The sequence below is a fragment of the Hoeflea sp. BAL378 genome, assembly GCF_000759435.1.
Taxonomy (GTDB): domain Bacteria; phylum Pseudomonadota; class Alphaproteobacteria; order Rhizobiales; family Rhizobiaceae; genus Hoeflea.
Genome location: NZ_JRJG01000080.1, coordinates 1 through 26,617, shown reverse-complemented (window position 1 = coordinate 26,617; position 26,617 = coordinate 1). Strand labels below are relative to the sequence as shown.

The 26,617-nt window shown below is 65.7% G+C and carries 24 protein-coding genes and 1 pseudogene; 12 read left to right on the top strand and 13 right to left on the bottom strand.

Annotation, left to right across the window (positions count from 1 at the left end; genetic code table 11):
- The first annotated feature begins 144 nt into the window (after nucleotides 1–144).
- From LL06_RS17215 to LL06_RS17175, 9 genes are all read left to right on the top strand, one after another.
- Nucleotides 145–1,383, top strand: coding sequence for an extracellular solute-binding protein (locus LL06_RS17215; RefSeq protein WP_035529648.1), 1,239 nt, complete (start codon nucleotides 145–147; stop codon nucleotides 1,381–1,383).
- A 107-nt stretch (nucleotides 1,384–1,490) separates the two neighbouring features.
- On the top strand, nucleotides 1,491–2,423 hold the full coding sequence (locus LL06_RS17210) for a sugar ABC transporter permease (protein WP_173426127.1): 933 nt from the start codon (nucleotides 1,491–1,493) through the stop codon (nucleotides 2,421–2,423).
- The gene (locus tag LL06_RS17205) at nucleotides 2,423–3,271 is read left to right on the top strand and encodes a carbohydrate ABC transporter permease (RefSeq protein WP_035529646.1); all 849 of its coding nucleotides are present in this window, start codon (nucleotides 2,423–2,425) and stop codon (nucleotides 3,269–3,271) included. Before LL06_RS17210 ends, LL06_RS17205 begins: the two co-directional genes overlap by 1 nt.
- A 1-nt stretch (nucleotide 3,272) precedes the next feature.
- Nucleotides 3,273–5,426, top strand: coding sequence for an alpha-galactosidase (locus tag LL06_RS17200; protein WP_035529643.1), 2,154 nt, complete (start codon nucleotides 3,273–3,275; stop codon nucleotides 5,424–5,426).
- Entirely contained in the window at nucleotides 5,419–6,189 is a 771-nt protein-coding gene (locus LL06_RS17195) for an SDR family oxidoreductase (protein ID WP_035529641.1), read from the top strand. The genes LL06_RS17200 and LL06_RS17195 overlap by 8 nt, the downstream gene beginning before the upstream one ends.
- The gene (locus tag LL06_RS17190) at nucleotides 6,186–7,118 is read left to right on the top strand and encodes a 2-dehydro-3-deoxygalactonokinase (protein WP_035529639.1); all 933 of its coding nucleotides are present in this window, start codon (nucleotides 6,186–6,188) and stop codon (nucleotides 7,116–7,118) included. The genes LL06_RS17195 and LL06_RS17190 overlap by 4 nt, the downstream gene beginning before the upstream one ends.
- The gene (locus LL06_RS17185) at nucleotides 7,115–7,753 is read left to right on the top strand and encodes a 2-dehydro-3-deoxy-6-phosphogalactonate aldolase (protein WP_035529635.1); all 639 of its coding nucleotides are present in this window, start codon (nucleotides 7,115–7,117) and stop codon (nucleotides 7,751–7,753) included. The genes LL06_RS17190 and LL06_RS17185 overlap by 4 nt, the downstream gene beginning before the upstream one ends.
- Nucleotides 7,754–7,803: 50 nt before the next feature.
- The gene (locus LL06_RS17180; RefSeq protein ID WP_052161678.1) at nucleotides 7,804–8,637 is read left to right on the top strand and encodes an SMP-30/gluconolactonase/LRE family protein; all 834 of its coding nucleotides are present in this window, start codon (nucleotides 7,804–7,806) and stop codon (nucleotides 8,635–8,637) included.
- Between the two features lie 22 nt (nucleotides 8,638–8,659).
- A complete protein-coding gene (locus LL06_RS17175; protein ID WP_035529631.1) occupies nucleotides 8,660–10,645 on the top strand; it encodes a beta-galactosidase in 1,986 nt (661 codons plus the stop codon).
- Between the two features lie 59 nt (nucleotides 10,646–10,704).
- On the opposite strand, the gene LL06_RS17170 is transcribed toward LL06_RS17175, so the two are convergent.
- The 5 genes from LL06_RS17170 to LL06_RS17155 form a co-directional block, all read right to left on the bottom strand.
- Nucleotides 10,705–11,019 carry a HigA family addiction module antitoxin gene (locus LL06_RS17170; protein WP_035529628.1) on the bottom strand — a complete coding sequence of 105 codons (315 nt, stop codon included), beginning with the start codon at nucleotides 11,017–11,019 and terminating at the stop codon, nucleotides 10,705–10,707.
- Nucleotides 10,991–11,176, bottom strand: a complete 186-nt coding sequence (locus tag LL06_RS26935) for a type II toxin-antitoxin system RelE/ParE family toxin (protein WP_345775687.1) — start codon at nucleotides 11,174–11,176, stop codon at nucleotides 10,991–10,993. Before LL06_RS26935 ends, LL06_RS17170 begins: the two co-directional genes overlap by 29 nt.
- Nucleotides 11,177–11,319: 143 nt before the next feature.
- Complete coding sequence (locus LL06_RS17165) at nucleotides 11,320–13,380, bottom strand: NADH:flavin oxidoreductase (RefSeq protein WP_035529626.1); 2,061 nt, start codon at nucleotides 13,378–13,380, stop codon at nucleotides 11,320–11,322.
- A 63-nt stretch (nucleotides 13,381–13,443) separates the two neighbouring features.
- A complete protein-coding gene (locus LL06_RS26470) occupies nucleotides 13,444–13,887 on the bottom strand; it encodes a hypothetical protein (protein WP_052161676.1) in 444 nt (147 codons plus the stop codon).
- Nucleotides 13,888–13,915: 28 nt separating this feature from the next.
- Nucleotides 13,916–15,487 carry a trimethylamine methyltransferase family protein gene (locus LL06_RS17155; protein ID WP_035529624.1) on the bottom strand — a complete coding sequence of 524 codons (1,572 nt, stop codon included), beginning with the start codon at nucleotides 15,485–15,487 and terminating at the stop codon, nucleotides 13,916–13,918.
- A gap of 110 nt (nucleotides 15,488–15,597) precedes the next feature.
- Here LL06_RS17155 and LL06_RS17150 point away from each other — a divergent pair, with 110 nt between their 5' ends.
- Complete coding sequence (locus tag LL06_RS17150; RefSeq protein WP_035529622.1) at nucleotides 15,598–16,515, top strand: LysR substrate-binding domain-containing protein; 918 nt, start codon at nucleotides 15,598–15,600, stop codon at nucleotides 16,513–16,515.
- Here LL06_RS17150 and LL06_RS17145 read toward each other — a convergent pair.
- Nucleotides 16,505–17,863, bottom strand: coding sequence for an EAL domain-containing protein (locus LL06_RS17145; RefSeq protein WP_244447168.1), 1,359 nt, complete (start codon nucleotides 17,861–17,863; stop codon nucleotides 16,505–16,507). The genes LL06_RS17150 and LL06_RS17145 overlap by 11 nt on opposite strands.
- 137 nt (nucleotides 17,864–18,000) lie before the next feature.
- Complete coding sequence (locus tag LL06_RS17140) at nucleotides 18,001–19,743, bottom strand: response regulator (protein ID WP_035529620.1); 1,743 nt, start codon at nucleotides 19,741–19,743, stop codon at nucleotides 18,001–18,003.
- A gap of 316 nt (nucleotides 19,744–20,059) precedes the next feature.
- On the opposite strand from LL06_RS17140, the gene mutL reads away from it, so the two are divergent.
- Together mutL and LL06_RS17130 are read left to right on the top strand one after the other, a co-directional pair.
- Entirely contained in the window at nucleotides 20,060–21,901 is a 1,842-nt protein-coding gene (mutL, locus tag LL06_RS17135) for a DNA mismatch repair endonuclease MutL (protein ID WP_035529618.1), read from the top strand.
- Between the two features lie 100 nt (nucleotides 21,902–22,001).
- The gene (locus LL06_RS17130) at nucleotides 22,002–22,226 is read left to right on the top strand and encodes a DUF2093 domain-containing protein (protein ID WP_035529615.1); all 225 of its coding nucleotides are present in this window, start codon (nucleotides 22,002–22,004) and stop codon (nucleotides 22,224–22,226) included.
- A gap of 147 nt (nucleotides 22,227–22,373) precedes the next feature.
- On the opposite strand, the gene LL06_RS17125 is transcribed toward LL06_RS17130, so the two are convergent.
- From LL06_RS17125 to LL06_RS27695, 6 genes and pseudogenes are all read right to left on the bottom strand, one after another.
- Nucleotides 22,374–22,745: a tudor domain-containing protein gene (locus LL06_RS17125; protein ID WP_035529614.1), complete on the bottom strand. Its 372-nt coding sequence runs from the start codon at nucleotides 22,743–22,745 to the stop codon at nucleotides 22,374–22,376.
- A gap of 195 nt (nucleotides 22,746–22,940) precedes the next feature.
- Nucleotides 22,941–23,969 (bottom strand): tetraacyldisaccharide 4'-kinase, encoded by a 1,029-nt coding sequence (gene lpxK / locus LL06_RS17120; protein ID WP_035529612.1) that lies wholly within the window; start codon nucleotides 23,967–23,969, stop codon nucleotides 22,941–22,943.
- The gene (gene waaA, locus LL06_RS17115) at nucleotides 23,963–25,306 is read right to left on the bottom strand and encodes a lipid IV(A) 3-deoxy-D-manno-octulosonic acid transferase (RefSeq protein ID WP_035529609.1); all 1,344 of its coding nucleotides are present in this window, start codon (nucleotides 25,304–25,306) and stop codon (nucleotides 23,963–23,965) included. Before waaA ends, lpxK begins: the two co-directional genes overlap by 7 nt.
- Nucleotides 25,303–26,016 (bottom strand): lysophospholipid acyltransferase family protein, encoded by a 714-nt coding sequence (locus LL06_RS17110; protein WP_244447167.1) that lies wholly within the window; start codon nucleotides 26,014–26,016, stop codon nucleotides 25,303–25,305. The genes waaA and LL06_RS17110 overlap by 4 nt, the downstream gene beginning before the upstream one ends.
- A 73-nt stretch (nucleotides 26,017–26,089) precedes the next feature.
- Entirely contained in the window at nucleotides 26,090–26,338 is a 249-nt protein-coding gene (locus LL06_RS17105) for a DUF4170 domain-containing protein (RefSeq protein WP_035529605.1), read from the bottom strand.
- Nucleotides 26,339–26,404: 66 nt separating this feature from the next.
- Nucleotides 26,405–26,617: pseudogene (locus LL06_RS27695) on the bottom strand (3'(2'),5'-bisphosphate nucleotidase CysQ); the annotation flags it as partial.

The following is a 26,617-nucleotide window of genomic DNA, read 5'->3' as shown; positions in this document are numbered from 1 at the left end:
ATAGTGGAATTTTTGGAATGCCATCTGGCTTAACGCGAGGATCCTGGGAGGGCGTCCTCCAGTCCAGACCGGAATGCCGGCGCGGCCGGACAATTTGCCTCTGGACGGGATTCTCGGAAGTCAACCATTGGGAGGATGACCCGAATGAAACTCTTGAAAACGGCGCTGCTCGGATCAGCGGCGGCTGCCATCATGGCCAGCACCGCCCTGGCCCAGGCGCGCGAGGTGAAATATTACGCCGACTTCGATCCGGCGCCGCTGGCGGCCTTCGAAGCGGTGATCGCCGATTTCGAAGCCGCCAACCCCGACATCGACATCGTGCTGCAGAACTTCGACCACGAAGGCTACAAGACCTCGATCCGCAACTTCCTGTCGGCGGATTCGCCCGACCTCGCCAACTGGTACGCCGGCAACCGCATGGCGCCCTTCGTCAATGCGGGCCAGTTCCAGGACGTCTCCGACGTCTGGACCGACAACAATCTCGGCGAGACGCTGGCGTCCGCCAAGGGCTCGATGACCATCGACGGCAAGCAGTGGGGCGTGCCCTACACCTATTACCAGTGGGGCATTTACTACAACAAGGACGCCTACAAGCAGGTCGGCGTCGAGGTGCCCACGACCTGGGCCGAGTTCATCGACAATTGCGCCAAGTTCAAGGAAGCCGGCATCGACTGCGTGACCACCGGCACCAAGGCGCTGTGGCCCGGGGCCGGCATCTTCGACTACATGAACCTGCGCACCAACGGCTACGACTTCCACATGGAGCTCACCGCCGGCAAGGTGGCCTGGACCGACGAGCGGGTGAAGAACACGTTCGCCGAATGGGCGAAGCTGGTCGAACCCGGCTATCTCACCGCCAACCACGCGGCGCTCGACTGGCAGGATGCCGCGGCCCTTCTGGTGCAGGGCAAGGCCGCCAATTATGTCATGGGCAACTTCGCCGTCGCCGTGTTCAAGGATGGCGGCATGACCAACGACACGCTGGGCTTCATGGTGTTCCCGGAAATCACCGCCGGGATCCCGCGCGGCGAGGAAGCGCCCACCGACACGATCCACATCCCGGCCGGCGCCAAGAATGTCGAGGACGCCAAGACGTTCCTCGCCTATATCGCCACGGCCGACGTGCAGACCAAGCTCAACGAGGCGCTCGGCCAGTTGCCCGTCAACAACCAGTCCAAGGTCGGCGACGACCCGTTCCTGCAGGCAGGCTTCGAGATGCTCTCGACCGCCGACGGCGGCATCGCCCAGTTCTTCGACCGGGACGCGCCGGCCGAAATGGCCAAGATCGGCATGGAGGGCTTCCAGGAATTCATGGTCAAGCCCGGCAATGTCGACCAGATCCTCGACCGGCTGGAAAAGGCGCGCCAGCGCATCTACAAATAAACGAGACGGCCGGGCGGCGAAATCCGCCCGGCCGCACTTTCATGACCTGACAGGACCGGCGGCGGACGGACAGCGGACGCAAGGCCGGGGCACAGTGGGAGGCAGCCATGACGGGATCAGCGACGACGGCCATCGCCGGAACCGGGCGCGGCAGGACCACATTCTGGAAGAAGAACCAGCGCGCGCTTGCGCCGTGGATCTTCCTGGCGCCCGGCGTGGCGATGTTCTCGCTCTATGTCATCTACCCGATCATCGCCTCGATGTGGCTCAGTTTCTACGACTGGGACGGGCTCGGCGAGAAGGTCTGGCTCGGCACCCAGAACTATATCGAGCTGTTCGACGACGAGGCGTTCTACACCTCGCTCAAGAACAACATCATCTGGCTCGCGCTCTACATGCTGGCGGTTCCCGCCGGGCTGTTCATCGCGCTGTTTTTGAACCAGACGGTGACCGGCATCCGCATCTACAAGTCGCTGTTCTTCTTTCCCTTCGTCATCAGCCAGGTGGTCGTGGGGCTGATCTTCTCCTGGTTCTACGCGCCCAATTTCGGGCTGTTCTACAATCTGATCGAGTGGATCACCGGCACCGGCGTGGCCGTGCTGGCTGACGACCGCTACGTCACCTACGGCATCATCGCCGCCGGCCTGTGGCCGCAGATCGCCTATTGCATGATCCTCTATCTCACCGGCCTCAACAATGTCTCGCCCGACCAGATCGAGGCGGCGCGGCTCGACGGCGCGCGCGGATGGCGGATGCTCTGGCACGTGATCCTGCCCCAGCTCCGGCCCGCCACCTTCATCGCCGTGGTCGTCACCGTCATCGGCGCGCTCCGCTCCTTCGACCTGGTCTCGATCATGACCGATGGCGGACCCTATGGCTCGAGCCGCGTGCTCTCGTTCTACATGTTCGAGCAGGCACTGTCGGAATACGGCTTCCGCATGGGCTATGGCGCGGCGATCGCGGTGATCCTGTTTGCCATCATGATGGTGTTCATCTCCGGCTTCATCTGGAAGATGATCCGCGACGAAAGGGGCATGTGATGTTTCCCTTAGCCATTCAGAAGACCTCCGCCACCACCCAGATCCTCTACAGGATCGCGCTGCCGGTGGCGCTCGTCCTCTGGCTGCTGCCGCTCTTGGGCGTCGCCATGACCTCGCTCAAACCCTCGAGCGATCTCGCGGCGGGCAACATCTTCGGGCTGCCGAGCTATCTCGCCTTCTCGAACTATGCCGACGTGTTCCGCAATTCGCCGATCGCCGGCTATATCCTTAATTCCTTCAAGGTGACGATCCCGACCGTGATCGGCGCCGTCGCCATCGCCTGCCTGTCGGGGTTTGCGCTCGCGGTCTACCGCTTCCGCTTCAACCTCCTGATCTTCTTCCTGTTCGTGGCGGGCAATTTCGTGCCGTTCCAGATCCTGATGGTGCCGGTGCGCGACCTCACGGTCTCGACCGGGCTCTACAACACCATCACCGGGCTGGCGCTGTTCCACATCGCCTTCCAGTCGGGCTTCTGCACGCTGTTCATGCGCAACTTCATCAAGGGTCTGCCGTTCGAGCTCATTGAATCGGCCCGCGTCGAGGGCGTCTCGGAATTCCGCATCTTCTGGTTCATCGTGCTGCCGCTGATGCGGCCGGCGATCGCCGCATTGTCGGTGCTGGTCTTCACCTTCATCTGGAACGACTATTTCTGGGCCACGGTGCTGACCACCAGCGCCGAGACCCAGCCGGTGACCGCCGGACTCTATTCGCTCAACGGACAATGGATCGCCCAGTGGCAACTGGTCTCCGCGGGCTCCATCATCGCCGCGATGCCGCCGGTGCTGATGTTCTTCCTGATGCAGAGACATTTCATCGCCGGGCTGACGCTCGGGGCAACAAAGGGCTGACATGACACTTCAGGACTCGCCGGACTTCGCCGTCACTCATGTGTTCCGGCTGGATGGAGGAGGCCGCACGGCCGCCTTCGCCAGTTTCGACCGGGGCGTGCCGGGCCTGGTGCATTTCGGCGCGAGCCTGCCGATGGAGGAGGCTCTCTCCGACCTGGCGATTGCCACCATCCCCAATGTCGGCGCCGGGCAGATCGACCCGTTCCAGCCGCTGACGCTCTGCCCGCTGGCGATCACCGGGTGGCAGGGCCATCCCGGCATGATCCTCCAGGACGCCGATGGGCGCGACTATCTGGCCAACCCGAAACTCGCCGGCGTCGAGGCCAACGGCCCGGACGGAGTCCGCTTCACGCTCCACGACCGCGGCGATGCCGAGGGCGTCCGGCTGATCATCTCCGCCCGGCTCGATCCTGCCACCGGAATCCTGCATCTCACGCAGAGCCTGACGCTGCCCCGGGGCATGAGCAGCAGTTGGCTTGCGGCGCCGGCCGTTCCCGCTCCCACCGGAATGAGCCGCATCATCGACCATTCCGGCCGCTGGTGCGGCGAGTTCCGCCGCCAGGAGACGGAATTCCGCACCGGCGCGCATATGCGCGAAAGCCGCGAGGGGCGCACCGGGCACGCGCATTTCCCGGGCGTGACGCTCGCCTCCGCATCGACCGGGGAGCATGCGGGCACATGTCTCGCCGCCACGCTCGCCTGGAGCGGCGGGCACCGAATGCTGGCCGAGGAGCTGCCCGACGGGCGGCGGCAATTGCAATTCGGAGTTTTGGATGACGGAGTGGCGCGGGGCGAGATCGCCTCGCCGACGCTGATGCTGGCCTGGTCTGATGCCGGGTTGAACGGTGTGAGCCAGGCCTTCCACGGCCATCTCCGCGCGTTGCAGGCGCCGGTCAACGCAAGGCGCGGACGCGAGCCGCATCCGGTGCACTACAATTGCTGGGAAGCGGTCTATTTCCGCCATGACTTCGACGAGCTCAAGACCATCGCCACAAGAGCGGCCGGTCTCGGCGCCGAGCGCTTCGTGCTCGACGACGGTTGGTTCCGCGGCCGCAACGACGACACGTCAAGCCTCGGCGACTGGGTGATCGACGCCGCCAAGTTCCCCGACGGGCTCACGCCGCTGATCGAGCATGTGCATGCGCAAGGCATGCGCTTCGGGCTGTGGTTCGAGCCGGAGATGGTCAATCGCGACAGCGAGCTATACCGCGCCCATCCGGACTATCTGCTGGGTCCGGAGGACCAGCCGAGCGGCCGCAACCAGCATGTGCTCGACATGGCGCGCAAGGACGTGCGCGACCATCTGTTTGCCCAGATCAGCGCGATCCTGTCGGCGCATGCCATCGACTATGTCAAATGGGACCACAACCGGCCGCTCACCGGCGGCAGTCCCGACCAGGCGCGCGGCTTTCTCGCGCTGCTGGGCGATCTGGTGCGCGCCCATCCGGATGTCGATTTCGAAAGCTGCTCCTCGGGCGGCGGCCGCATCGATTTTGCCGTGCTGGAGCTTGCGAGCCGGGTGTGGCTGTCGGATTCCAACGACGCGCTGGAGCGGCTGAGGATGCAGCACGAGGCGAGCCGCTGGATCGCGCCCGAAGTCCAGGGCTCCCATGTCGGCCCGCGCCACTGCCACACGTCGGGGCGGGTGCTGTCGATGGCGTTCCGCGCCTGGGTGGCGGCGCAGCGGCACATGGGGTTCGAGATGGATCCGCGCGAACTTGACGCCGAGGAGGCCGCGACGCTGACCCGGGTCACCGCCTGGTGGAAACAGAACCGGGGATTCCTGTTTTCGGGTTCCCTCTACCGGCTTGAGCCGGACGACAGCGAGGTGTTTGCCGAGATGACGGTGGACATGGACAGAAACCGGTTCATCCTGTTTGCCGGCCAGGCCGGCGCGTCAGCGCAGATTTTCCCGCGGCCGCTGCGGGCGGCGGGTCTCGATCCCGACGCGATCTACGAGATCCGGCTCGTCAATCCCGAGGATGTCAGCCGCCGCGCCAACCGGAGGATCGTCAATGCCCTGGCCGACGGCGGAACCATGCGCCTGTCGGGCGCATTGCTGATGGGCACGGGCATGCGCTTGCCGAATGCCGCGCCGGCGTCCATGACGGTGGTCGAAGGAACCAGGATAGGTGCAGGAGCCAGCCATGCCTGAACAGACGACGATTTTTCCAGATCTCAAGAATGCCTCGGTGCTGATCACCGGCGGCGGCTCCGGCATCGGCGCGGCACTGACCGAGGGCTTCGCTCGCCAAGGGTCTCGCGTCGCCTTCATCGACATCGCGGTCGAGGCCAGCGTGGCACTGGTGGACCGGCTGACGGGCGAGGTCGACCATCCGCCGCTGTTCATCGAGGCCGACCTCAGCGATCTCCACCAGGTGCGCAACGCCTGCGCGCGCGCCGACGAGGCGCATGGCGCGGTGACCGTGCTCGTCAACAATGCGGCGCTCGACGACCGGCATGAGTTTCTGGAGATGAGCGGCGACTACTGGGACGAGAACCAGGCCGTCAATGTGAGGCCGGTGGCGTTCACCGCCCAGGCGGTGGCCCCGGGTATGATCGCGGCGGGCAGTGGCGCGATCGTCAATTTCACCTCGACCTCCTACATGCTCAACATCGGGTCGATGCCCGCCTACACCGCCGCCAAGGCCGGCATCGTGGGGCTGACCAAGGGGCTTGCCGGCCGGCTCGGCCCGCACGGAATCCGCGTCAACGCAATCGCTCCGGGCTGGGTGATGACCGAGCGGCAGAAGCGGCTCTGGGTCACGGAAGAAAGCCTGGCCGCGATGATCGACCGGCAGTGCATCAAGCGGCCGATCGAGCCCGAGGACATGGTCGGACCCTGCCTATTCCTGGCCTCGACGGCATCGGCGATGATTTCCGCCCAGGTGCTGATCGCCGATGGAGGCATGATGTGAGCACCTCCCCCGCCCTCATCGCGGTCGACTGGGGAACGTCGAGTTTCCGGCTGTGGCTGATGTCGAGCGACGGCACGGTGATTGCCGAACACCGCAGCCACGAGGGCATGAGCGAAGTCGCCCGCCGCGGTTTCGGCACGGTTCTGGAAAGCCATCTGGCCGCGCTGTCGATCCCCGACAGCCTGCCGGTGGTGATCTGCGGCATGGCGGGCTCGCGGCAGGGATGGGTGGAGGCCGGCTATCTCGAGACACCCGCCGATGTCACCACCATCGGCGCGAACGCCACGGTCGTCTCCGGCGCCGCGCGCCCGATCATCATCATTCCGGGCCTGGCAGTGCGCTCGATCAGCGAGCCCGACGTGATGCGCGGCGAGGAGACGCAACTGCTCGGCGCGCATCTGGAAATGCCGGGCGGCGAGCTTTACTGCATGCCCGGAACCCACTCGAAATGGGTGCGCATGGACGGCGCCGTCGTCACCGGCTTCGAAACCTTCATGACAGGCGAGCTGTTCGCCACGATCAACGCCGGGACCATCCTCAAGCATTCGACCGGCGGCGAAGGCCCGGTCGACGCCCAGGACCCCGCCTTCCTGACCGGCGTCCGCGACGGCTGGACCCGGCCCGAGAAGACCACGCATCACCTGTTCTCGATCCGCGCCGGGCACCTGCTGCACGATCGCGGGGCCGACGAGAACCGGGCGCGGCTTTCCGGCCTGCTGATCGGCGCCGAATTCGCCGGCGCCGGCATCCAGGGAGGCGAGCAGATCGGGCTGGTGGCGAGCGGCGCCCTGCAGCGGCTGTACCATGCGGCGCTGTCGGAATGCGGTGTGCGGGTGCGCGACATCGACGCCGATGCGGCGGTCCGGCGCGGCCTTGTGGAAGCCTGGCAGGGCTATGAAAACAGGAACGGGGATCGAAAGCGCGCATGATACGGATCAGATTTCCTTCCCTGAAACGCAGCCTGGTGGCGATCCTGCGCGGCATCCGGCCCGACGAGACCGCGGCGATTATCGACGGGTTGATCGAGGCCGGGTTCACCGCGATCGAAATCCCGCTCAATTCGCCCGATCCGTTCAAGTCGATCGACATCGCCGCCAGGCGCGCGCCGAACGGCGTGCTGATCGGGGCCGGCACGGTGCTCACGCCCGATGATGTCGACCGGCTCAACGATGTCGGCGGGCGGCTGATGGTCAGCCCCAATGTCGACGCCGAGGTAATCGCCCGGGCCGCCTCGCACGGCATGGTGACGATGCCCGGCGTATTCACGGCGACCGAGGCGCTGGCGGCCTGTGCTGCGGGCGCCTCCGCGCTCAAGTTCTTCCCCGCAAGCGTCCTGGGGCCCACCGGCATCAGCGCCATCCACGCGGTGCTGCCCAAGGACGTTCCGGTAGGCGCGGTCGGCGGCGTGTCCAACGGAGATTTCGCGGCCTACGCCAAGGTCGGCATCCGCACCTTCGGGCTCGGATCAAGCTTGTACGCCGCCGGCATCGAGGCCGCCGAAGTCAGGCGCCGCGGCGAGGCCGCGATCGCGGCCTATGATTCGCTTGGGGAGGACGCAGCGTGAGCCACGACCAGATCGCGTTTTCCGGGACGATCCTCAATGCGCCCGCCTGCATGCTGGGCGAAGGGCCGACCTATGACCGCCACACCGATACGGCCTGGTGGTTCGACATCGTCGGCCGGAAGCTCATCGAATATGCTTTTGCCGACAACACCGCCACAAGCCATGACCTGCCGGCGATGGGCAGCGTGCTGGCGCGGGTCGATGCCGAGCGGCAGGTAGTCGCCACCGAGACCGGGCTCTATCTGCGCCATCGCGCCACCGGCCGGCTCGAGCTGATCACCCCGATCGAGGCGGACAACCCGGTCACCCGTTCCAATGACGGACGGGTGCATGCCTGCGGCGCCCTCTGGCTCGGCACCATGGGCAAGAATGCCGAGGCGCAGGCCGGCGCGATCTACCACGTGGCGCGCGGCGTGGTGACGAAGCTCTTTCCCGATATCACCATCCCCAATGCGATCTGCTTTTCGCCCGACGGAAGCATCGCCTATTTCGCCGACACCGACACCAACCGGATGATGCGGGTGGAGATCGATCCGGCGACCGCCCTTCCCATCGACGAACCGCAGCTCTTCCTCGACTATCGCGGCGCAGGCGGGCTCGATGGCGCGGTCTGCGATGCGGAGGGGACCATCTGGAACGCGCGATGGGGCGGCGGCTCGGTCGACGCCTATTCGCCCAAGGGCAAGCGGCTGATGTCGCTCTCGCTTCCCGCCGGCCAGACCACCTGCCCGGCCTTCGTCGGCGCGGACGCAGGCCGCCTGCTGGTGACATCGGCACGGCAGGGCCTCACGGCGGAGCAACTGGCCGATGACCCGCATGCCGGATCGACCTTCCTGCTCGATCACAAGGTCAAGGGCCGGTTCGAGCCCGATTACAGTCTCTGATCCTTCATGAAAGAGTGCGACGATGAACCGGACGCTCGGTGTTTGCTACTATCCCGAACATTGGCCTGAAGACCGCTGGGCCGAGGACGCACGCCGCATGGCCGGGCTCGGGCTCACCCATGTCCGCATCGGCGAATTCGCCTGGTCGCGGCTCGAGCCCCGCCGAGGGCATTACGAGTTCGACTGGATGGCCCGTGCCATCGACACGCTGCATGCCGAAGGTCTCAAGGTGGTGCTCGGCACGCCGACGGCGACGCCGCCGAAATGGCTGGTGGACGAGATGCCGGACATGCTGCCGGTCGGCGCGGATGGGACGGTGCGCGGCTTCGGCTCGCGCCGGCACTATGATTTTTCCCACGAGGGCTATCTCGAGGAAAGCAGGCGCATCACGCTCGCGCTGGGCCGCGCCTTTGGCGCGCATCCGGGCGTTGTCGCCTGGCAGACCGACAACGAGTATGACTGCCACAATACGACGCTGTCCTATTCGTCGGCCGCGCGCGCGGGCTTCCAGGCCTGGCTGCAGCGCAAATACCAGTCGCCCGAGGCCCTCAACCGCGCCTGGGGCACCGTGTTCTGGTCGATGGAGATCTCCGATTTCGGCAAGATCGAACTGCCGAACCTGACCGTGACCGAACCCAATCCGGCGCAGGTGATGGATTTCCGCCGCTATGCGTCCGAGATGGTGGTGCGCTTCAACCGGGCGCAGGCCGAGATCATCCGGGCGCATTCGCCCGGCCGCGACGTGATCCACAATTTCATGGGCCGGACGCTGGCCTTCGATCATTTCGACGTGGGCGCCGATCTCGACATCTCGAGCTGGGATTCCTACCCGCTCGGCTTTCTCGAGGACCGCTCGGACCAGGGCGACGAGTGGAAGCGGCGGTTCGTGCGCGCCGGCGACCCGGATTTCCAGGCGTTCCACCACGATCTTTACCGCGCCACCTCGAAGGGCCGCTGGTGGGTGATGGAGCAGCAGCCGGGTCAGGTGAACTGGGCGCCGCACAACCCGGCACCGCGCGACGGTATGGTGCGGCTGTGGAGCTGGGAGGCCTTCGCCCATGGCGCGGAGACGGTGAGCTATTTCCGCTGGCGCCAGGCGCCGTTCGCCCAGGAGCAGATGCATGCCGGCCTGTTGAGGCCCGATTCAACCGAGGCCGAAGGCTTCGCCGAGGCGGCGCAGGTGGCGCGCGAACTTGGTGCTCTCGGCGAAACGCTCGACGCCAAGCCCGGCCGCGCCGACGTGGCGATTGTCTTCGACTACCCCTCCGCCTGGGCCTGGGAGATCCAGCCGCAGGGCCGCGAGTTCGACTATTTCCGGCTGGTGTTCGACTTTTACCGCTCGCTCAGGCAGCTGGGCCTGTCGGTGGACATTGTTCCCGCCAGCGCGCCGGAACTCGATGGCTACCACCTCGCGCTGATCCCCGGCCTGTTCGCCTGGACGCCGGAGTTGATCGCGGCCATCCGCGGCTTTGACGGAAAGGTGCTGATCGGACCGCGGTCCGGCTCGAAGACGAAAGACTTCGCCATACCGGACACGCTGCCCCCTGCCCTCCCGAAAGAGCTTCTCGATCTCCGCGTGAGCCGGGTTGAATCACTTCGAGGGGATACCCCGGTGCGGATCGCGGGCGGCGGGACGTTCCAGTTCTGGCGAGAGTTTCTGGAGCCTGGCGCAGAGGTCGAGACCCTGCTCACATCCGAGGACGGCGTGGCGGCGCTCGTCAGACAAGGCAGCCTCCATTATCTCGGCGGCTGGCCCGATCAGGAACTGATGCGCACGCTCATGCAGCGCCTGGCTGCCGAGGCGGGCGTGGCGACCAAGGATCTTCCCGACGGCGTGCGGCTCAGGCGGCATGGCGGGCATGTGTTCGCGTTCAACTACGGCGAGACCAGATTTGATCTGGCGGAATTGGGCTGGACAGGGGAGCCGGTGCTGGGCGTACTTGTGCTGGAGCCGTCGGGAGTCGCAGTCATGGCGGTTGCGGGGGCTGGGTATCTGATCCGGACCTAAGATATAGCCCCGACCGGCAAATGGCGGGCCGGGGTCTGGCCCGAAACCGCAGACCAGATTCAAGCCGCGTAGGGCTCGATCTGCTTCAACTCGTCGCCGATCACCCGGCGGCGCTCCATCATGTCGAAATCGGCCTGCAGCCCGAGAAAGAAGCCCTCGGACAGGCCGAAAAACCGGGCAAGCCTCAAATCTGTGTCTGCAGACACGGCACGCTTGCCCAGGACGATCTCGTTGATCCGCCGCGGTGGAACATACACCGCGCGCGCAAGTGCATTCTGGCTAATTCCCATCGGCTTGAGGAAATCCTCCATCAGGATTTCGCCAGGGTGCGGGTTGGGCAGCAGATCAGTCGTGGTAGTCGACGATTTTGACATCCGCAGGTCCTCTCTTGTCCCATCTAAAGCAAATGCGCCATTGGCTGTTGATCCGGATGCTGTACCAACCCAACCAGTTTGCCTTCAAGGCTTCGAGGCGGTTCCCCGGAGGAATTCGAAGATCCGTCAGAACCACTGCCTGGTTGAGCAAACGCATCTTCCGCAAAGCAGTGGCCTGGATATCGTAGGAAGGCGGCGGCTGCGATGGCCCGCCCAAATCAATTCAGCTTCCGGATCATCAAAGCCAAGGATCATGGGAGGTTACAACGCCCTGCGTTACATAACGCAACGCGTTATAGATCACATATCCTTCACCAGCCGCAGCGCATCATAGATCGCCGCGTGCGTGTTCCTTGCCGCCACTGCGTCGCCGATGCGGAAGAGCTGGAAGCCGCTTGCGCCTTCCGGCGAGGCCGACGGGCCGCCGTTCAGCGTCTGCGGTTGGCCGGCGATGAAGGCCGCGTAGTCGACCTGGCCGAGATTTGACGAATGCGGCCTGAGGGCGAAATAGAGCTCGTCCAGCGGCAGCGTGCCGTGGTTGATGACGACCTGGTCGAAATGGCGGGTCTTGGCGAGCGCCATGTAATCGCTGCCGATGACGGCCTTCAGGCGGTTTCCCTCGCGTTCGACGGCGGTCAGCCGGTAGGTGACGGTGAAGGTCACATCCTTGTCCTGCAGCGAACGCATATAGGGCACGAGGTTCATCGCCATCACGTCGGGCGCGAAGCTGCGGTCGGGGGTCATGATCTCGACGCTGGCGCCGGCGGCGGCGGCCACTTCCGCTGCCTGCAGCCCGGCATGGTCGCCGGCGTCGTCATAGATGAGCACCGACTTGCCCGGCTTGACGTCGCCCGAGATCAGGTCCCAGCTCGAGACTACCAGATCATTGCCGTGCTCGAGCACCTCGGTGTGCGGCAGGCCGCCGGTGGCGACGATCACCACGTCGGGTTTCTCGGCGAGGACGTCGGCGGCTTCCACCCAGGTGTTGAAGCGGAACTCGACGTCACGGGCGGCGCACTGGGCCATGCGCCAGTCGATGATGCCGATCATCTCCTTGCGCCGCTGGTTCTGCGCGGTGAGCCGGATCTGGCCGCCCGCCTCGGGCTGGGCCTCGAACACGGTGACCTTGTGGCCGCGCTCGGCCGCCACGCGGGCGGCCTCGAGGCCTGCGGGTCCCGCGCCGATGATCACCACGCGCTTTTTCACCGGCGCGGGCGCGATCGTGTGCGGCATGGTGAGTTCGCGGCCGGTGGCGGGATTGTGGATGCAGAGCGCGTCGCCTGCCTGGTAGATCCGGTCGAGGCAATAGGTGGCGCCGACGCAGGGGCGGATGTCGTGCTCGCGGCCCTCGACGATCTTTTTCACCAGATGCGGATCGGCCATGTGGGCGCGGGTCATGCCGACCATGTCGAGCTTGCCGCTGGCGATCGCATGCCGCGCGGTGGCCACGTCCGGGATGCGGGCGGCATGGAAGGTCGGCAGGCCGACCTCGGCGCGGATGCGGCCGGCGAAATCAAGATGCGGCGCCGACTTCATGCCCTGCACCGGGATCACGTCGGTCATGGCCGGATCGGTGTGGATCTGGCCGCGGATGACATTGAGGAAATCGACATTGCCACTGTCCTTGAACATGTGGCCGATGGCGACGCCCTCCTCCTCGGTGATCCCGCCCCTGGCGGTCTCGTCGGCGGTGTAGCGGACGCCCACCAGCAGCCTCTCACCAACCCGCGCCTTGATCGCGGCCACGACTTCGAGCGCGAAGCGGGCGCGGTTCTCGAGACTACCGCCATAGGGCGCGTCGAGCTCGTTGGTCAGCGGCGACATGAACTGGTCCATCAGATGGCCGTAGCATTCGAGCTCGACGCCATCGAGGCCGGCCTCGGCCATGCGCTCGGCGGCGTCGGCATAGTCGGCGATCACCCGGGCGATGTCCCAGTCTTCCATCTTCTTGGGGAAGGCCCGGTGCGCCGGTTCGCGCTGGTGGCTGGTCGACAATGCGGGCAGCCAGTCGCCCTTGTTCCAGTGGGTGCGGCGGCCGAGATGGGTGAGCTGGATCATCACCGCACAGCCATGGCCGTGGCACTCGTCGGTGAGCTTCTTCATCCAGCCGACGACCTCGTCCTTGTAGGCGAGCACATTGTTGAACACCGGAGGGCTGTCCCTGGACACCGCCGCCGAGCCCGCCGTCATGGTCATGGCGACGCCTGCCCTGGCGCGTTCGACATGATAGGCCCGGTAGCGGTCCTTGGGCATGCCGTCCTCGGGATAGGCCGGCTCATGACTGGTGGTCATGATCCGGTTCTTCAGCGTCAGGTGCTTGAGGCGGTAGGGCTGCAGCAGCGGATCGTTGACTTGCACCATCGGTGACGGCTCCTCGGAATTGGGGTCCGGAGAGGGCGCTTCCGTCTCCGGATGATCATCGGTTCATTCACAACTCATCTGAGAGACGCGCCAGTCATTGGCGAGCGACGCAATATCGGAGACGAGCCAGCCATTGCCGGAATTCTGCAGCGTCCATTGGACCTGCGTGGGCTGGCCGAAATTGACGAAACTCGCCGTCACCGTTGCGGTGTCGCCCGAGACCGCCTCGTCAAGCTTCAGGGTCGAGGCGAGTTCCACCTCGTCGAAATCCTGGCCGTCCACCGCAAAACTGAAGCTGATGCAGTTGGTTTCATCGCGCTCCCAGGCGGCGTCGGCGGCGGTGAGGTAGTCCAGCGCCGGACCGGTGTAGAGGTGGCGGTGGCCGGGGGCGAATTCGCCGCCAAGGTTGTCGTAGAAATATTTCACCGCATCGGCCGCTTCGCCGGCTAAGACGGGCGTTGCGGCGGTGGTCAGAAGCAGGGACAAAACGGCAAGGGATTTCAGCATCGCGCGACTCCGGATGGGACAATCCCTCTCAATACCACGCGTCGGCCATCTGCGCCTTTGTCCGCTCGACAAAATCCACAAGCGCCTCGTCGATCGCTACATCCATCGGCGGGGCCTGGTACTCGGCGAGCGTCCGCTTCCAGCGCGCGTTGGCGCGTGTGGCGGCATCGGTGCGCCCGGCGATGTCCCATTTCTCGAAGGGCTCGTTGTCGGCGATCTCGGAATCCCAGAACGCGGTCTGGTAGTTCTCCATGGTGTGGGCGCAGCCCAGGAAATGTTTGCCGACGCCGACTTCGCGGAAGGCGTCGAGGGCGAGCGTGTTGTCGTCGACCACGACGCCGGCGAGATAGGAATGCAGCGCGCCGCAGAAATCGGCGTCCATCATGAACTTCTCGTAGGACATCGACAAAAGCCCGTCGAGGAAGCCGGCCGAATGCAGGATGAAGTTCGCCCCGCAATGCACCGCCGAGAGCATCGACATGGTGCCCTCGTTCATCGCCTGCGCATCGGGTAGTTTCGAATTGGAAAAATTGCCGGCGCAACGCAGAGGCAGATTGAGCCTTCGCGCCAGTTGCCCGATCACCATCGAGCCGATGGCGGGCTCCGGCGTGCCGAAGGTGGGCGAGCCGGACCTCAGCGACATCGATGAGAGGAAATTGCCGAAGATCACCGGCGCGCCCTTGCGCTCGAGCTGGGTGAGCGCGCAGCCGGCCATGGTTTCGGCGAGCGACTGGGCGATGGCGCCGGCATTGGTGACCGGGCCCATGGCGCCGCCGAGGATGAAGGGGACGATGACGGCGGCCTGGTTGGCGCGGGCATAGGCGCGCAGCGCATTGGTCATGGTGCCGTCCCAGACCAGCGGCGAGTTGACGTTGACATTGCCCAGGATCACGCAGTTCTGGTCGACGAAGTCGCGGCCGAAGACGATGCGCGCCATTTCGATATTGTCCTCGGCGCGGCTTTCCGCCGTCACCGAGCCCATGAAGCAGCGGTCGGAATATTTGAGGTGGCTGTAGACCATGTCGAGATGGCGCTTGTTGACGGGCACGTCGACCGGCTCGCAGATGGTGCCGCCGGAATGGTGCAGCCAGGGGCTCGATTGCGCGAGCTTGATGAAATTGCGGAAGTCCTCGATGGTGCCGTAGCGGCGGCCCTTGTCGAGATCCATGACGAAGGGCGAGCCGTAGGCCGGCGCGAAGACCACGCTCCTGCCGCCGATCTCGACATTGTTGGCCGGATTGCGCGCATGCTGGGTGAAGCTCGCCGGCGCCGATTTGAGGATCTCGCGCAGCATGCCCGGCTCGAATTTCACCAGCAGACTGTCGACCGTCGCGCCCGCGGCCTTCCACAGCGCGAGCGCCACCGGATCGTCGCGGAACTCGATGCCGACCTCGGCCAGGATGCGGTCGGCCGCCGCCTCGATCTTGACCAGGTTCTCCTCGCCCAGGATGTCATAGGTCGGGATGTTGCGGATGATGTAGGGCGCCGCGCGATGCGGCGGCGTCGCGCCCTGGCCGGACCTGCGTCCGTCGCGGCCGCCTGCCCGTTCGCGCCTGCGCGGCGCCGCGGCGGCGGGATCGATGATGTCTGCAGTGTCCATGGCACATCCTCCGGACCGGCTCCCGGCCGGCAGTTCGTGAAAGCCAGTCTAGGAGCGGAAAACCTCCATGTAACGCTGGAAAATTTCAGGGCTTTGAATAAGGTGGCCTTATGGATAACCTTCGCCACCTGTTGCCGTCCGCGGGCAATCTCATCGTCTTTGAAGCCGCCGGCCGGCATCTGAGCTTCACCCGCGCCGCCCACGAGCTGGGGATGACCCAGGCCGCGGTCAGCTATGCCGTCCGCGCGCTGGAGCGCCAGCTCGACACCGCGCTGTTCCATCGCGCCCACCGCGCGGTGTCGCTCACCGAGGCCGGCCGGCGGTTCCATGCCGACGTGACGCTGGGATTGAGCCATATCCGCAAATCGGCGGAGGACATCCGCGCCCGCGGCCGCGCCAACAGCGTGACGCTGGCCGCCTCCACGGCATTCGCCTCGCTGTGGATGCTGCCGCGGCTGCACCGGCTGCGCGACGACCTGCCCGACATCGACCTGAGGATCCAGACGTCGGACCGGGACCTCGACATCCGCAACGAGCCGATCGAACTCAGCGTCCGCGGCGGCCGTGCGGAGGACTGGCCCGACTACAACAGTGCATTGATTGCGCATGAGGTGATCGAGGCGGTGGCGAGCGCCGCCTATCTCGACAAGCACGGCATGCCGGAAACCGTCGCCCACCTCACCCAGCACAGGCTCATCCATCTGGAGGAGCCGTTCCGCACCGCCTGCGACTGGCAGCAATGGTTCCTGAGCGCGGGCGTCAACGGGGCGACGGCCAATCGCGGGCTGGCGATCAACGACTATGTGCTGGTGATCCAGGCGGTGATGGAAGGGCAAGGCATCGCGCTGAGCTGGCGGCATCTGACCGGGCGGCTGATCGAGACGGGGCTGCTGCGCAAGGTGACCGGGCACCGGTTGGAAACGGGGGCCGCGTTTCATGTGATCTGGCCCAAGGCGCGGCCGCTGTCGCCTCAGACCGAAGAGGTGCTGAACTGGCTCGCGAAGGAAGGACGGGAAATCAGCGGATGACGCCGAAGGCCCTTGCGCCGGCCTTGACGGCCTGGGTTCCGGCCATTTCCTGGGCCTCGATCAGGGTGAAGGTCGCGGCGGCTTCGACCGCCTTGCCGTAGAGCCAGCCCTGTCCGGACTTGCATCCAAGCGCTTTCAGCTTTTCAGCCTGTTCCTCGGTTTCGATGCCTTCGGCGATGACCTTGAGGTTGAGACCCTCGCACATGGTCAGGATGGCGCGCACGATGTGCTCGGCGGATTTGTCGACATTGATCGCGCTGACAAAGCTGCGGTCGATCTTGACCTTGTTGAAGGCAAAGTCGCGCAACCGGCCCAGGCTGGACTGGCCGGTGCCGAAATCGTCGAGCGACACCCGAATTCCCACGCTGTGCAGCTCGTTGACCACCTTGGCCGCAACCTCGGGATCGCTCATCATCGCGGTCTCGGTGATTTCGAGTTCCAGCCGGCGCGGATCGAGGCCGACGCGGTTGATCACGCCCAGGACATTGAACGCGGTGGCGGGGTCGATCAATTGCGCGGAGGAGAGATTGAACGACAGGAACAGGTCCGCGGGCCAGTGTTTGGCGGTCTCGGCGGCCTTCTTGAGAAGCGTCTCGGTCAGGCTGTCGATGAAGCCGCGCTCTTCGGCGAGCGGAATGAAGACGCTCGGAGAAATGAAGCCCAGCTCGCGGTCGGTCCACCGCGCCAGCGCCTCGAACCCCTGGATGGAGCCGTCGGCGAGATTGACGATCGGCTGGAAGTGGCAGGCCACCTCATCGGCGATGATGGCCCTGCGCAGCGCCTGCTCGATCTGGGTTCCGCGCCGCATCTCCTCGGCGATTTCCTCGGAATAGACGGTGATCTGGCCCCGGCCGCGGCGCTTGGAGCGGTAGAGCGCGGTATCGGCGCTTTTCAAAAGTTCGGCGAACTGCTCGCCCGCAAACGGATAGACGGCGAAGCCGAAGGAGGCCGACAGGCGCACGTTGCGGTCGCCCAGGTCATAGGGCGCGGACAGGACATCCTTGAACATGCGGCCGATCTTCTCGGCGCCCTTCTTTTCGAACACCAGCGGCAGGATGAAGGCGAACTCGTCGCTCTCGATGCGGGCGACGAAGCCGCCATCGGGCAGGCAGGCGCGCAGCCGGTGCGCCACCTGGCAGAGGATCTCGTCTCCCGCCGCGTGGCCGAACAGGTCGTTGATCGGCTTGAAGCCGTCGATATTGGCGATGCCGATGGTAAAGGGCGCGGGATCATCGGCCCGCTCGGAGGCGAGCTTCCTGATCTTGTCCATCAGCCGTCTGCGGTTGCCGAGACCCGTCAGGGGATCCGTGTAAGCCACCGCTTTCGGATTGGGGGACAAAGCGTCCATGGTTTCATCATCAGGTGTCATAAAAATCAAAGGGTCCGGACGCAGGAATACAGGTCCAAACATGGGGGATATATCTTAAGATTGTCCTATAATGGCACCCGTGAGAAACCATCGGTGCGTTTCAAGCAACCCCCGGATTATCCGGTCGCCAACAGTCTGCCGGGGCGATCGATCCATTTCCTGATAATGGTTTCGAGCTTCTCCGGGCTCACCGGTTTCGACAGGTAATCATCCATTCCGGCCGCGAAACAGCGTTCCCTGTCACCGCTCATGGCATGGGCGGTCACCGCGATGATCGGGACATGCGCGAGGTCGCCGGCGCCGGCGAGCTCGGCGTCGCGAATGGCCTGGGCGGCCTGCAGCCCGTTCATCACCGGCATGGAGACGTCCATCAGGATAAGGTCGGGCACCGCTGAGCGCCAGGCGGCAACGGCTTCCTGACCATTGGAGACAATGCGGAAATCCACGCCGATCCCTTCGAGGATCTGTTCGAAGACGATCTGGTTGACGTCGTTGTCCTCGGCGACGAGCACCCGGATCCGGTCGTGCCTGGAGCCGGCGCCGTTGCCCTGATCCGGCGCGTCGGCGGCTGTCGGAAATATGGCTGGCGATGCGGGCAATGCTGCGGCCCCAGCTTTCGCCGTATCGACGCTTGGCAACTCCTGGCGGACCGTCGCTGCAACCGCACCGGACCGGGCCTTCGATGGGGCCTCCATCGCCAGGCAACCCTCGATCGCCTGTCGGAGCGCGGCGTGATGCAAGGCCGGCGCGACTTTGGCCAGCCGTCCGGCCATGTCCGGGGTGATTTCAATCCTGCCGATCGTGAGCCCCATTGCCTTCAGCGCTTCGAGAAAGGCCACGACCTCGTCGGCGCTGGCGATGGCGACGGCGTCCACGCCCTGCTTTGTCAGCTCGGCGACCCGGATCGCCGAACGCTCCTGGTCCTGGTCGAGGATCAGGATGCGGTCGGGCGGTCCGGAGGGCGATGCGGCCGTTTCCGCCGTTGCAGCCGCGCTGCCCGTCGCCGTCGGATCCACGCCATATCGGGAGGTGAGTTCGGGATTGTAGTCGGCGATGTCGGCTAGGGCGCTGACATCGTCGAACGAGACGGTCACGTAGTAGTTTCCCGGCGTGCCGGACCTCCGCGCATGGGTGATGGCGTGCATCACGGTACCGTCGGCCCGGAAGATATCCTCGATCGCGTCGAACGGCTCCCCGGTTTCCAGCACACGCCGTTCGACTTGTTCGAACCGCGCGGCCAGATCCGGCTCGACCAGCTCCCTGGCGGTCCGCCCGAGCATCTGCTTGCGCTGTAAGCCCGGTATCCTGCAGAACGCGTCGTTGACGATGACGTAGCGAAGCTCGCTATCCTTGACGATGACCGGCGTGACCAGATTGTCGAGAATGTGCTGCGCAAGTTCGGCCTGCTGGCGGATCCTCGACAGCTCCGCATCCCTGCGCTTCTGCTCGGACACATCCTGGATCGTCGCGATCAGGACACCGTCGGGCAGTCTCCGCTTGCACTGGCGGATCCAGCGGCCGTCGGCGAGCTGCTCGACGCTCTCGTAGCGTTCGCGCCAGTGAATGGCGATGCGCTCGGCGACCCAGTCCTCGCGCGAGATGGAGCGCGCCTGCCCGTTCAGGGAACCCAGCACCCGCGCGCCGGCGTCATAGGTGGCGTTCAGGAGATCGCGCAGCCGGGCGCCGGGCACGAGGATGTCGGGGGAAATGTTGAAAAAGCTCAGAAACTGGGGGCTGACGGCGATCAGGGTGTCGTTGCGATCATAGATCATGATGGCGATGTCGAGGGCCGAGGCCAGTCCCTCGATGGTCCTGGCTTCGCAGCAATTCCTGTGGGTCTCGGTGTCGCTCAAAATCATTTTATTTCAAATCCGATTCCGGAACAGATGGCCGGTCCTCCGGTTGGCGCGCATGCGCCGGTCTTGCAATGTCATCACCAATCCCGGCCGGCGCCCGGACAAAGGCGCCTCGGGATACGCAGTCGGAAGGCAATGGGCAGATTATCCCACAGGAGTATTAAGCCACGATTAACCACGAGGCGTCGCGCGCCGACCGTCGCCTCAGGACGCGGCGTCGTGGCCGCGCTGCCGGCGGCAGGCCCCGGTCCTGCCGATTTATCCACGTCAAAGAACAGCAAATCATTGCGCTCGGGTCCGAATCCGCCAACATGGCGGCATGCGCATCCACCAACTGCCCGAGACCCTGATCAACCAGATTGCCGCCGGTGAAGTCATCGAGCGGCCGGCGAGCGTCGTCAAGGAACTGGTCGAGAACGCCATCGACGCCGGCGCGCGGCGAATCGAGATCGCCACCGCGGCGGGCGGCAAGGCGCTGGTGCGGGTGATCGACGACGGCGCCGGCATGGACGCCGAGGACCTGGCGCTCGCCGTGCGCCGCCACTGCACCTCCAAGCTCGACCAGCGGCTCGACGACATCCGGACGCTGGGGTTTCGCGGCGAGGCCCTGCCCTCGATCGGCTCCGTGGCGCGGCTGACGCTCAGGTCGCGCCCCAAGGACGCGCCGCACGCCAACGAGGTGGCGCTGGCCGGCGGCGTGCCGACGCCGCTCAGGCCGGCCGCCGCCAACCAGGGGACCACGGTCGAGGTGCGCGACCTGTTCTTCGCCACCCCGGCGCGGCTCAAGTTCCTCAAATCCGACCGCGCGGAAACCGCGGCGATCACCGAGGTGGTGAAGCGCATCGCCATCGCCTTCCCGTCGGTCCGGTTCACGCTGTCGGGGCCGGACCGCTCGACGCTCGACCTGCCGGCGACCGGCGAGGACAGGCTGGCGCGGATCGCCCAGGTGCTGGGCGACGAGTTCGCCGCCAACACGATCGCCCTCGACGCGATGCGGGAGGATGTGGGCCTTGCCGGCCATGTCGGGCTGCCCACCTGGAACAAGGCCAATTCGCTGGCGCAATACGCCTTCGTCAATGGCCGGCCGGTGCAGGACAAGCAGATCCTGTCGGCCATCCGCGCCGCCTATTCCGACACCCTGCCGCGCGGCCGCTATCCGGTGGCGGTCCTGTGGATCACGCTCGATCCGGCGCTGGTCGACGTCAATGTGCATCCGGCGAAAGCCGATGTCCGGTTCCGGGATCCGGGACTGGTCCGGGGCCTGATCGTCGGCGCCATCCGCCAGGCGCTGACCGAGGGCGGCGACCGTGCCTCGCCCTCGGCCAGCATCGGCCTCGCCGGCGCCTTCAGGGCGCCCGGGGGGTTCAACGAGGTCGTCCCCACCGGCATTGCCCAGCGGGGGCCGTTCGGCGCGGTGCCGGGACCCGGTCAGCGCGGCGCCTGGCAGGCCGCGCAGTCGCCCTCCCGCCCGTTGAGCTTTTCGAGGTCAGGCTTCTCCGAATCCGTGCAGCCGGAGATCGCCGGCGCGGTTATGCCCTCGGCACGAATAGGGGCAATTGATGCCGATCCCTCCGACGAAACGCATCCGCTCGGGGCGGCGCGAACGCAGATCCACGAGAACTACATTCTCGCCCAGACCCGGGACGGGCTGGTGATCGTCGACCAGCACGCGGCCCATGAACGGCTGGTGTTCGAGAGGCTGAAGACGGCGCTGCGCGCCGGGCGGGTGCCCTCGCAGATCCTGCTGCTGCCGGAGATCATCGACCTGCCGGAGGAAGATTGCGAACGGCTGGCCGAACGGGCGGCGGACCTGGCCGAGTTCGGCCTGGTGCTCGAGCGGTTCGGCCCCGGCGCGATCGCGGTCAGGGAAACGCCGTCCATGCTGGGCGAGACCGACGTGACCGGCCTGGTGCGCGATCTCGCCGACGAGATCGCCGAATGGGACAGCGCCGCACGCCTCAGCGACCGGCTGGAGGCCGTGGCCTCGACCATGGCCTGCCACGGCTCTGTGCGGTCGGGACGGCGGATGGTGCCCGAGGAAATGAACGCGTTGCTGCGCGAAATGGAGCGCACGCCGGGGTCGGGGCAATGCAATCACGGCCGTCCGACCTATATTGAACTCAAGCTCACCGACATCGAGAAGCTGTTTTCGCGACGGTGACAGGAACCAGCCGATGGCGTGCGGCCGTGGCCCGCGCGGAATCTTGCATTTTGGGCGGCGAGGCGGCATACAACACTCTTGCAAACGGGAACAGGTCGACATGAATCGCTTTGAGGGCCCCGGCGCGCGACCGGCCAAGATCCGCTACCTCGACGGGGACTTCCAGATCCTGATGCCGGGAAACCATGTCGTCTGCGCGGTCACCGGCGAGATCATCCCGATCGAGGAGCTCAAATACTGGAGCGTGGCTCGGCAGGAACCCTATGTCGACATCAAGGCTTCGGTGACCGCCGAGCAGCGCGCCGGCACCCTGCCGGACAAGTAGTCCTCGGCAAGACCCGCCATCCGCCCTGCGACGACGTCCCCGGGATCGCCCATGAAAAAAGCCCGCCGAAGCGGGCCTCTCTTGATTTGATGCAGGCGGCGCGCGCCTGCGGGATCCGGACAGTCGGTCGATGGGACGACCGATCCGTCAGCTCGACCGGCAGCGGCCGGTCTTGGTCTTTTCCTTGGACCCGTCGTCATAGACAACGCCGATCTTCTCGCCCGCCAGGGAGGTGATCTTTGCGGAATACCAGTCGCCGGCTCCCTTGAAATCGCATTCCACCGTCATGCCGATCATCCAGTCATAGGGGCGGACGGCCCGCTTGCCGAGGGTTTCGCGTTCGCCGTCGTCGTAACGGATGGTCACGGTTCCCTTTGCGATGCTTTCAATCACGCCGGGAAACCAGTAGGCGCCGCCCTGGTATTTGCCGAGCACCCAGTCTCCTACCGTCTGCGCACCAGCCGATGCTACCAGCGAGGCAAGAATGCCGGCCGTCACTAAAATAACCTTCGAATTCATGAGATGAAACCCGTGGGAGCAAGCCTCCCCTGCCTTCACCATATGGTTCTGGCTCATCACGATATCTCAGCCGGCAGGGGCCGACAATGCCTTTAATTACAGCGTATTGGACAGCATTCAGGCGGATTTTGCCGATGGTTCGTCATCGAACATTCAAGCGCGCCGTCACACAGACCTTTGCAGAAGGACCCGGGTTCAGGACGCCGTGTGGCGCCGCTTGAAGGCGGCGACCGCTGCGGCGATGATCGCGGCGGGAACATGCGGGCTGTCGAAGGCCAGATCGATCTCCAGCACCGCGGCTTTCCCCGCCAGCTCCAGCGCCCGGCCGTGGCCGGAGAGCAGGCGGACATGGTCCTTGGACGTGGTGATCAGATCGAGGCCGTAGAGTTCGGACTGCGCCAGCAGGTCCTCGATCTCGTCATCGGTGAAATGGTGATGATCGGGAAAGCCGCGGCGTTGCGCCAGCCGGACGCCGGCGTCTTCCAGCGTCGCGAAGAACTTCTCCGGATCACCGATGGCGGCGAAGGCCAGGCAGTTGCGGTCCTTGAACCGGGCGGCGTTGCGGGGATGGACGCGGGCCAGATGGATCGGCTTGGCGGCGCGCGCCGCCAGCCTTATCATCGGGTCGGCGCCGTCGCCGTCGCCCACGACGATCAGGGCATCGGCGTGCCGCACCTGGTCGATCACCGGCGCCCGCACGGGACCGGCGGGAAACACGGAGCCATTGCCGATGCCGCGCCGCGCGTCGACCACCAGCAGGGCCTGATCGAACACCAGCCGCGCGCTCTGGAAGCCGTCATCCATGATGATGAGGTCGGCGCCCTCGCGCAGCAATAGCTCCGCGCCTTCGACGCGGTTGGCCGACACCACGGTCAACGCCCGCGCCGCCAGGAGCATCGGCTCATCGCCCACCAGGCGCGCGGTGTCCCTTACGGGATCAACGACGGTCGCATGGCGCACGCCGCCGCCATAGCCGCGCGAGAGATATCCGGGCTTGAACCCCAGCGCGATCGCGGCCTGGCCCAGCGCGAGCGCGGTCGGGGTCTTGCCGGAGCCGCCGACGGTGAAATTGCCGACGCAGATCACCGGCACCGGCATCGCCTTGCGCACGCGCTTGTCGAGGATGCGCCGGGCCACCCGGCCATAGACCCAGGCGAAGGGAGACAACAATGCGGACTGGACGCCTGCGGACTGCCACCAGAACGGCGGCGCTTCGCTCACCATTGGCCGCCTGCCCGGTTCTCCGTATTCTCGTTCTCGCGCGGCAGCAGCCGGGCCTTCACGGTCAATGGGTTGATGTAGGGCTCGAGCGCGCGAATGGTGGATTTGAGCGCGCCGCGCATGTCGCGCAGGGTCTTCTCGCCGCCCTCCGCCATGGCCTGGCACGCTTGCGGATTGGACAGGAGGTAATGCACGCCCTTGGCCAGCATCTCGCCGTCGCGGACGAAGCGGGCGCCGCCGTTCTTGAGCAGCTTGGCGTAGCTTTCGCGGAAGTTCTCGACATTGCTGCCCGACAGCACCGCGCAGCCCAGCATGGCCGGCTCCAGCGGGTTCTGCCCGCCGCCGCCCTTGAGCGACTTGCCGACGAAGGCGATCCGGGTGAGGTTGAGGTAGAGCCCCATCTCGCCGATCGTGTCGCCGAGATAGATGTCGGTCGACGGCTCGATCCGGTCGCCGCGCGACCGCCGCGCCACCGTCAGACCCCTCTCCGTCAGCATCGCCTCGATGGCGTCGGCGCGATCGGGGTGCCTCGGCACCAGAATGGTCAGTTGCTTGTGGCGCGGCTTGAGCGCGCGATGGACGGCCGCGGCGATCTCGTCCTCGCCCTCGAAGGTGGAAATCGCCGCCCAGGTCGGGCGGTTGCCGACCTGGATCTGCAGCTTGACCAGTTCCTCCTCGTCCCAGGGCGGCGCGGAGGTGTCCACCTTGAGGTTGCCCGACACCGAGACCGGCCGCGCGCCCAGCGCCAGGAACCGTTCCGCGTCGAGATCGGACTGGGCGATCACGTGCGAGAGATTTTCGAACAATGCGTCGGCGAGGCTCGGGCGCTTGCTCCAGCGGGCAAAGGAGCGGTCCGACAGCCGTCCGTTGACCAGCACCTGCGGCGTCCGCCGGGCGCCGAGCTCAAGGATGGTCATCGGCCAGATTTCGGATTCGGCGATGATCGCCAGGTCGGGCTTCCAGTGATCGAGAAAGCGAGAAACCGCAGGCTTGAGATCCAGCGGCACATATTGGTGGATGACATTGTCGCCGAGCCGTTCGCGCGCCACGCCGGCCGAGGTGACCGTGCCGGTGGTCAGCACCACCGAGATGCCGCGGCGCCGGACTTCCCGGATCAGCGGAACGACCGCCGTGGTTTCGCCGACGCTGGCGGCGTGGAACCAGACCATGGGACCATCGGGACGCTCGATGTTGGAGCGGCCGTAGCGCTCGTTGCGGCGGGAGCGCTCTTCCTTGCCCTTGGCTGCGCGGATCGCGAGATACGGTCCGAGCAAGGGATAGAGCCCGGCGCCGAACCAGCGGTACCCGACAAGCGCCCAGCGTGCCCAGCCGCGGCTCATTTGCGCGTCTCGACAGCGCGCAACGCTTCTTCGGTGACGCGATTGAGTTCGGCGGTCACCCTTGCTCGCGCCGCGGCCATCTCCTCCTTGTCCGCCTTGGGCGAGACATAGATGGCCGGCGCAAGCCGGGCGCTGCGGACGCCGAAGGGCAGGTTGATGGTGGTCTTGTCCCAGGTCTTCTCGAGCACGATGCGGCGGCTGGTGGCCAGCGCCACCGGAATGACCGGGCGGCCGGAGATCCGCGCCAGGGTGACGACGCCCTCGCCCGCCTGGCGGGCCTCGCCCTTCGAAATATCGGCGATCATGACGACGCTGACGCCGCGCTTCAATGCATCGCGCATGGCAATCAGCGCCCTGACGCCGCCCTTGCCCGCCACCATCACGGCCTCGCGCCCGCCCGAGCCGCGAATCACCTCATAGCCTGCCCGTTCGATCACGCGGGCGTTGATCTCCGCATCGGTGCTGCGCGAGACCAAGGTGACGAACTTGCGGTTGCGCGGCCCGCCATAGGGAATGAGCAGGTGCTGGCCATGCCACAGCGTGAAGATCGCCGGCCATTCCTGATCGATCAGGGTCTCCCAGTCGCTGGATGTGCCGTTGTCGCGGTTGGTGCGCCAGATCGCGCCCAGCATCCAGTGGATCAGCAGCGAGCCCACGCGCTGCACCGATTCGGACTGCAACAGTCTCTTGCCCAGACGGCGCCGGCTCATCTTGTCGCTAAGCCTTTGGGGCCTTGGCGCGTGTTCGGCGTCCGGTTGGGTCATCTTGTCTTTCGTCCGGGTCTTAAGACGCGGTTTTGCTGTCGTTGTGCGGATCAAGCATCCGGTGCAGATGAACGATGAAATAGCGCATATGGGCATTGTCCACGGTCATCTGCGCCTTGGACTTCCATGCCTGGTGGGCCGATGCATAGTCGGGGAAGATGCCGACGATGTCGAGCGCATCGAGATCGCGGAAATCCATCGCGGTCAGGCTCTTGAGCTCGCCGCCAAACACGAGGTGTAAAAGTTGCTTCTTATCGCCATCGGCCATGGTGTCGCTCCACGAATAAACGGTGCCGCCAATCCAAGCGCGGTTTGCGGCAATTCCAATGAAAGGTCAATGCCCGTCGACCGGCTGCAACAGCGCCAGCAATCCCGGCGCCTGCTCGCGCGAAGCCGCCAGCAGAAGCCCGCGCGAGGGATCGGGATCGTTGTAGACCATGGGCGCACCTGCCCTGTCGACAAGGATATGCCCGGTTTCGGCCAGCATCGTGTCCGCGGCGGCAAGGTCCCACTCGCTGGCTCGGGGCCGGATGAACACCCCGTCGAG

Excerpts from the sequence above, each read along its gene's own strand:
- LL06_RS17215 (WP_035529648.1), top strand. The coding sequence starts at position 145 with ATGAAACTCTTGAAAACGGCGCTGCTCGGATCAGCGGCGGCTGCCATC.
- LL06_RS17210 (WP_173426127.1), top strand. The coding sequence starts at position 1,491 with ATGACGGGATCAGCGACGACGGCCATCGCCGGAACCGGGCGCGGCAGG.
- LL06_RS17205 (WP_035529646.1), top strand. The coding sequence starts at position 2,423 with ATGTTTCCCTTAGCCATTCAGAAGACCTCCGCCACCACCCAGATCCTC.
- LL06_RS17200 (WP_035529643.1), top strand. The coding sequence starts at position 3,273 with ATGACACTTCAGGACTCGCCGGACTTCGCCGTCACTCATGTGTTCCGG.
- LL06_RS17195 (WP_035529641.1), top strand. The coding sequence starts at position 5,419 with ATGCCTGAACAGACGACGATTTTTCCAGATCTCAAGAATGCCTCGGTG.
- LL06_RS17185 (WP_035529635.1), top strand. The coding sequence starts at position 7,115 with ATGATACGGATCAGATTTCCTTCCCTGAAACGCAGCCTGGTGGCGATC.
- LL06_RS17180 (WP_052161678.1), top strand. The coding sequence starts at position 7,804 with ATGCTGGGCGAAGGGCCGACCTATGACCGCCACACCGATACGGCCTGG.
- LL06_RS17175 (WP_035529631.1), top strand. The coding sequence starts at position 8,660 with ATGAACCGGACGCTCGGTGTTTGCTACTATCCCGAACATTGGCCTGAA.
- LL06_RS17170 (WP_035529628.1), bottom strand. The coding sequence starts at position 11,019 with ATGTCAAAATCGTCGACTACCACGACTGATCTGCTGCCCAACCCGCAC.
- LL06_RS26935 (WP_345775687.1), bottom strand. The coding sequence starts at position 11,176 with ATGCGTTTGCTCAACCAGGCAGTGGTTCTGACGGATCTTCGAATTCCT.
- LL06_RS17165 (WP_035529626.1), bottom strand. The coding sequence starts at position 13,380 with ATGGTGCAAGTCAACGATCCGCTGCTGCAGCCCTACCGCCTCAAGCAC.
- LL06_RS26470 (WP_052161676.1), bottom strand. The coding sequence starts at position 13,887 with ATGCTGAAATCCCTTGCCGTTTTGTCCCTGCTTCTGACCACCGCCGCA.
- LL06_RS17155 (WP_035529624.1), bottom strand. The coding sequence starts at position 15,487 with ATGGACACTGCAGACATCATCGATCCCGCCGCCGCGGCGCCGCGCAGG.
- LL06_RS17150 (WP_035529622.1), top strand. The coding sequence starts at position 15,598 with ATGGATAACCTTCGCCACCTGTTGCCGTCCGCGGGCAATCTCATCGTC.
- LL06_RS17145 (WP_244447168.1), bottom strand. The coding sequence starts at position 17,863 with ATGGACGCTTTGTCCCCCAATCCGAAAGCGGTGGCTTACACGGATCCC.
- LL06_RS17140 (WP_035529620.1), bottom strand. The coding sequence starts at position 19,743 with ATGATTTTGAGCGACACCGAGACCCACAGGAATTGCTGCGAAGCCAGG.
- mutL (WP_035529618.1), top strand. The coding sequence starts at position 20,060 with ATGCGCATCCACCAACTGCCCGAGACCCTGATCAACCAGATTGCCGCC.
- LL06_RS17130 (WP_035529615.1), top strand. The coding sequence starts at position 22,002 with ATGAATCGCTTTGAGGGCCCCGGCGCGCGACCGGCCAAGATCCGCTAC.
- LL06_RS17125 (WP_035529614.1), bottom strand. The coding sequence starts at position 22,745 with ATGAATTCGAAGGTTATTTTAGTGACGGCCGGCATTCTTGCCTCGCTG.
- lpxK (WP_035529612.1), bottom strand. The coding sequence starts at position 23,969 with ATGGTGAGCGAAGCGCCGCCGTTCTGGTGGCAGTCCGCAGGCGTCCAG.
- waaA (WP_035529609.1), bottom strand. The coding sequence starts at position 25,306 with ATGAGCCGCGGCTGGGCACGCTGGGCGCTTGTCGGGTACCGCTGGTTC.
- LL06_RS17110 (WP_244447167.1), bottom strand. The coding sequence starts at position 26,016 with ATGAGCCGGCGCCGTCTGGGCAAGAGACTGTTGCAGTCCGAATCGGTG.
- LL06_RS17105 (WP_035529605.1), bottom strand. The coding sequence starts at position 26,338 with ATGGCCGATGGCGATAAGAAGCAACTTTTACACCTCGTGTTTGGCGGC.